Source organism: Bradyrhizobium sp. PRIMUS42, from assembly GCF_023006515.1.
Taxonomy (GTDB): Bacteria; Pseudomonadota; Alphaproteobacteria; order Rhizobiales; family Xanthobacteraceae; genus Bradyrhizobium.
Genome location: NZ_JALBGZ010000592.1, coordinates 1 through 3,888, shown reverse-complemented (window position 1 = coordinate 3,888; position 3,888 = coordinate 1). Strand labels below are relative to the sequence as shown.

Sequence of the window (3,888 nt, the reverse complement as noted above, 5' to 3'; positions counted from 1 at the left end):
GGCAGCCAGGAACGGCGCCGCGCTGCCGACCGAATAGACGCCGACGATCAGCTCACAGGCATAGAAGGCACCGGTGATCGGCGCACCGAACGCCGCCGCGATCGCCGCGGCAGCGCCGCAACCGACCATCAGGCGCAGATCGTTGCGGCGCAGATTGAAGAACTTGCCGAACAGCGAGGCGATCCCCGAGCCGATCTGGGTATAGCCCGCCTCGAGGCCGACCGAGGCGCCGCAGCCGTTGGAGATCAGCGTCTGGCTCGACACGATGACGCTGTCCCGCATCGACAGATTGCCGCCGCGCAGCGCGTTCGCCTCGATCGGGTCGACCGCGCTTGAAATCTTCATGCGCCGCCGCGACCATTCCATGATACCGAGCGCGAGCCCGCCGAGCGCAGGGGCGAGCAGCGCGGCCCAGGGACTCACATAGGCGTTGGACGAGAGGCGCACGTCGATGGGGATGCCGTAGATCACCACATGCGAGATCTGCGCGATCTCGGCCATCAACGTCACGACCGCTCCGGCCAGCGTGCCGATCACCAGCGAGAGCGGGATCAGGTAGAACTCGTTGCTGCGCAAGAGAGCGCGAAGCCGAACCATGGTCCGGTTCGTTCCCTTGCGATCAACGAGATGCCTGATCCGCACGAACACCTTTTGCCCTGCCCTATTCTTCCGACAGGCCGTAGCCGGCCATGCGCTGGCGGACCCGCTCGATCTCGTCGCTGGGAAGCAACGGCGGTTGTCCGATCTGGAGGCAGCCGTGATATTGCCGCGCCAGCGTCTCGACCTCGACGGCCAGCCACATCGCCTTGTCCAGCGTCTTGCCAATCGCGATCATGCCGTGATGGTCGAGCAGGCAGGCAAGCCGCCCCTCCAGCGCCCGCACCGCATGGTCGGACAGCTCCACGGTTCCGAACGTCGCATAGGGCGCGCAGCGGATGCTGTCGCCGCCGGCCGCCGCGATCATGTAGTGCACCGGCGGAATCTCCATGCCCATGATCGCCAGGATGGTGCAATAGGTCGGATGGGCATGCACCACGGCGTTGACGTCGGGTCGCGACTTCAGGATGTCGCGATGAAACCGCCATTCGCTCGACGGCTTCTGATCGGGCGCGTGTGCGCCGTCCATGGCCATGAAGACGATCTGGTCCGGCGTCATGGCCTCATAGGGCACGCTGGTCGGCGTGACCAGAAGCCCGTCCACATGCCGGACAGAGATATTGCCCGAGGTGCCCTGGTTGATGCCGAGCGCGTTCATGCGCCGGCAAGCGTCGATGATGGCCTGTCTCTTGGCGAGCTCGTCCGCAGTCATCGCATCCCGGTTTCCTGACGTGGTCTTGTTAGACCCGAAGTACGTCAAAGCAACATGGCAGTGCAAGCGAAAGCGGCCCGGATCCGGTGCCGCATTGGCGAGGCTCCTGCCAAACCGCGAAACGGACGGCAAAATCGACGGATTCACTTGATATCGCAGCCCTATGACAGGCTGGTCCGGACGGCCGCAATCCCGTTGATCACGAACTGCACCGAATAGGCGGCGAGCAGCATGCCGAGGACGCGCGAGAGCACGGCATTTCCGGTGCGCCCGAGGGTGCGCGCGATCAGCTGAGCCGAGACGAAACACAGCATGCAGAGCAGGCAGACCGAGACGACGACCGCGATGATGATCGCGAGCCTCCTTCCATGGCCGGCATCGCCGGAAAGGAGCAGCGTGGTCGCAATCGCGCCGGGGCCGGCCATCATGGGGATGGCCAGGGGAAACACCGCGACGTCGGAAGCGTGCTCGGACGTCGCCTTGTCGGCCTCGCGGGCCTCGCGATGCGGACGATCGCCGAAGATCATCTGGTAGGACACGCCGAACAACAGCAGCCCGCCGGCGATCTGGAAGGCGGGGATGCCGATCCCGAGCTGGCGCAGCAGCCAGTTTCCGACCAGCGCGATCACCACCAGGATCGAGGCGGCGATCAGCGGCGCCCGCAACGCGATCGTGCGCTTGACCTTGTCGGGCATGCCGCCGGTGGCGGCCAGAAAGGCCGGCGCGAGGCCGACCGGATCGACCACCAGCAGCAGCGTCACGAAGGCGGACAGGGCGAAGTCGAGCATGTGTCGGCGTGGTCCTCGGACGCTGGAACGATGGCTTCCGGGCAGACTTAGCCCAGCGCCACCGCTTTGCAAATCACTGGAGACGACAATGAGCGATAGTGGAATCGGAATGCTTCTTGGCCAGCTCTCGGCCAATCTGCTCTGGCTCTGGTTCATCGGAGCTTTCGTGCTCGGCGGGGTCCTCATCTATGGCGTGATGAAGGCCGGCCACCTGCGCCGCGGCGAGCGCGCACGGCTCGATCGCGCAACGGAAGAGCGGCAGCGCCAGGAAGATCCCTACAAGCGCCCGACCTGAGCGACCGCCACGCGCGCGTCGCGGTTTGGAACTTTCGTTCATCAAACGGCTTTGATCGCCTGAGGATTGAGGAGGGCGAGGCCTTCCCGTGTCACCTCAAGAGGAGGATGTATGGCCAAACGAACCAAGAAGCGCACAACCAAGAAGACGGCGGCGCGTCGGCCGCGTCAGGCGCCGAAGATGCTCAGCGACCTGTTTCTGGAGACGCTGAAGGACATCTATTTCGCCGAGAACAAGATCATCAAGACCTTGCCCAAGATGGCGAAGGCAGCGCATTCGAAAGAGCTGGCCGCCGCCTTCAACAAGCACCTGCGCGAGACCCAGGGCCAGGTCAAGCGGCTGGACCAGGTCTTCAAGATGCTGGGCAAGCCTGCACGCGGCAAGCCGTGCGAAGCCATCAACGGCATTACCGACGAGGGCGCCGAGATCATGAAGGAGTTCAAGGGCGCACCGGCGCTCGATGCGGGTCTGCTCGCGGCCGCCCAGGCAGTCGAGCATTACGAAATCTCCCGCTACGGCACGCTGCGCACCTGGGCCGAGGAGCTCGGCATGCCGGACGCAGCAAGGCTGCTGCAGGCGACGCTGGACGAGGAAGAGGCGACTGATCACGCGCTGACGGAGCTCGCGACGTCCGTGATCAACCTCGAAGCGGAGGAAGAGTACCGCGCCGCGGCCTGACGCCGTGCCCGCTCTATGACAGAACGCCGCGGCCATGCCGCGGCGTTTGCCTTTTTGGGCCATGCCGCGGCGTTTGCCTTTTTGGGCCATGCCGCAGCGTTTGCTTTTTTGGGCCGTGCCGCGGCGTTTGCTTTTCGGATCGCACGACCTGCATGGCACGTGCGCGCCGCCGGGCTGGATTTCCCGGGAACCAGCCCCATATGCAGGCTTCCCCACCCCCGAGTCCCGCATCATGCAACCGAAAAATCCCCTCGACTGGATGCTGTCCGAAGCCCTGGACTCGCTGACCCGCGCCGACCGGCTGCGCCAGCAGTTCGGCCGCCAGGAAGCCTGCTGGGAGCCGCCGATCGACGTGCTCGAGACCGAGCACGAGCTGCTGATCCTGGTCGCGCTCCCCGGCGTCAATCCGGACAATGTCGAGACGGTCATCCATGACGGCGTGCTCGTCATCTCCGGTCAACGCACCCTTCCGCCGGAGCTCCGCAACGCTCGCATCCACCGGCTCGAGCTGCCGCAGGGGCGTTTTGAGCGCCGCATTGCATTGCCCCTCGGCCGCTACGCCATCAGCCGCTTCGTGATGGACGGCTGCGTCGCGCTGCGCCTTGCAAAATCCTGAGGTCGATCATGGCCACCGAACAGATGAACAACGAACAGACCAATAACGACGTGAAGATCCCCGACGACGCGCTGATCGTCATCCCCGTGCGCGAGATGGTGCTGTTCCCCGGCGCCATCGCGCCGATCACAATCGGCCGTGCCAAGTCCATCGCCGCCGCGCAGCAGGCGCTGCGCGAGCAGCGGCCGGTCGGCATCGTCCT

7 protein-coding genes are annotated in these 3,888 nt (G+C 65.2%); 4 read left to right on the top strand and 3 right to left on the bottom strand.

The genetic code is table 11. The annotated features are described in order from the left end of the window. From MOV75_RS29990 to MOV75_RS29980, 3 genes are all read right to left on the bottom strand, one after another. Window positions 1-648, bottom strand: a 648-nt coding sequence (locus tag MOV75_RS29990; RefSeq protein ID WP_247007122.1) for a chloride channel protein, incomplete at its 3' end; no start/stop codon positions are given. Window positions 649-661: 13 nt separating this feature from the next. Further along, window positions 662-1,309 carry an L-fuculose-phosphate aldolase gene (locus MOV75_RS29985; protein WP_246922504.1) on the bottom strand — a complete coding sequence of 216 codons (648 nt, stop codon included), beginning with the start codon at window positions 1,307-1,309 and terminating at the stop codon, window positions 662-664. A gap of 161 nt (window positions 1,310-1,470) precedes the next feature. Beyond that, window positions 1,471-2,097 carry a MarC family protein gene (locus MOV75_RS29980; RefSeq protein ID WP_246922502.1) on the bottom strand — a complete coding sequence of 209 codons (627 nt, stop codon included), beginning with the start codon at window positions 2,095-2,097 and terminating at the stop codon, window positions 1,471-1,473. An 88-nt stretch (window positions 2,098-2,185) separates the two neighbouring features. On the opposite strand from MOV75_RS29980, the gene MOV75_RS29975 reads away from it, so the two are divergent. The 4 genes from MOV75_RS29975 to MOV75_RS29960 form a co-directional block, all read left to right on the top strand. Next, window positions 2,186-2,392 (top strand): hypothetical protein, encoded by a 207-nt coding sequence (locus MOV75_RS29975; RefSeq protein WP_246922500.1) that lies wholly within the window; start codon window positions 2,186-2,188, stop codon window positions 2,390-2,392. Window positions 2,393-2,503: 111 nt separating this feature from the next. Further along, a complete protein-coding gene (locus MOV75_RS29970; RefSeq protein ID WP_246922498.1) occupies window positions 2,504-3,070 on the top strand; it encodes a ferritin-like domain-containing protein in 567 nt (188 codons plus the stop codon). 232 nt (window positions 3,071-3,302) lie between these two features. Next, complete coding sequence (locus MOV75_RS29965) at window positions 3,303-3,686, top strand: Hsp20/alpha crystallin family protein (RefSeq protein WP_135161854.1); 384 nt, start codon at window positions 3,303-3,305, stop codon at window positions 3,684-3,686. 8 nt (window positions 3,687-3,694) lie between these two features. Further along, a partial coding sequence (locus MOV75_RS29960) for an LON peptidase substrate-binding domain-containing protein (RefSeq protein WP_247007121.1) occupies window positions 3,695-3,888 on the top strand: 194 nt, incomplete at its 3' end.

Excerpts from the sequence above, each read along its gene's own strand:
- MOV75_RS29985 (WP_246922504.1), bottom strand. The coding sequence starts at position 1,309 with ATGACTGCGGACGAGCTCGCCAAGAGACAGGCCATCATCGACGCTTGC.
- MOV75_RS29980 (WP_246922502.1), bottom strand. The coding sequence starts at position 2,097 with ATGCTCGACTTCGCCCTGTCCGCCTTCGTGACGCTGCTGCTGGTGGTC.
- MOV75_RS29975 (WP_246922500.1), top strand. The coding sequence starts at position 2,186 with ATGAGCGATAGTGGAATCGGAATGCTTCTTGGCCAGCTCTCGGCCAAT.
- MOV75_RS29970 (WP_246922498.1), top strand. The coding sequence starts at position 2,504 with ATGGCCAAACGAACCAAGAAGCGCACAACCAAGAAGACGGCGGCGCGT.
- MOV75_RS29965 (WP_135161854.1), top strand. The coding sequence starts at position 3,303 with ATGCAACCGAAAAATCCCCTCGACTGGATGCTGTCCGAAGCCCTGGAC.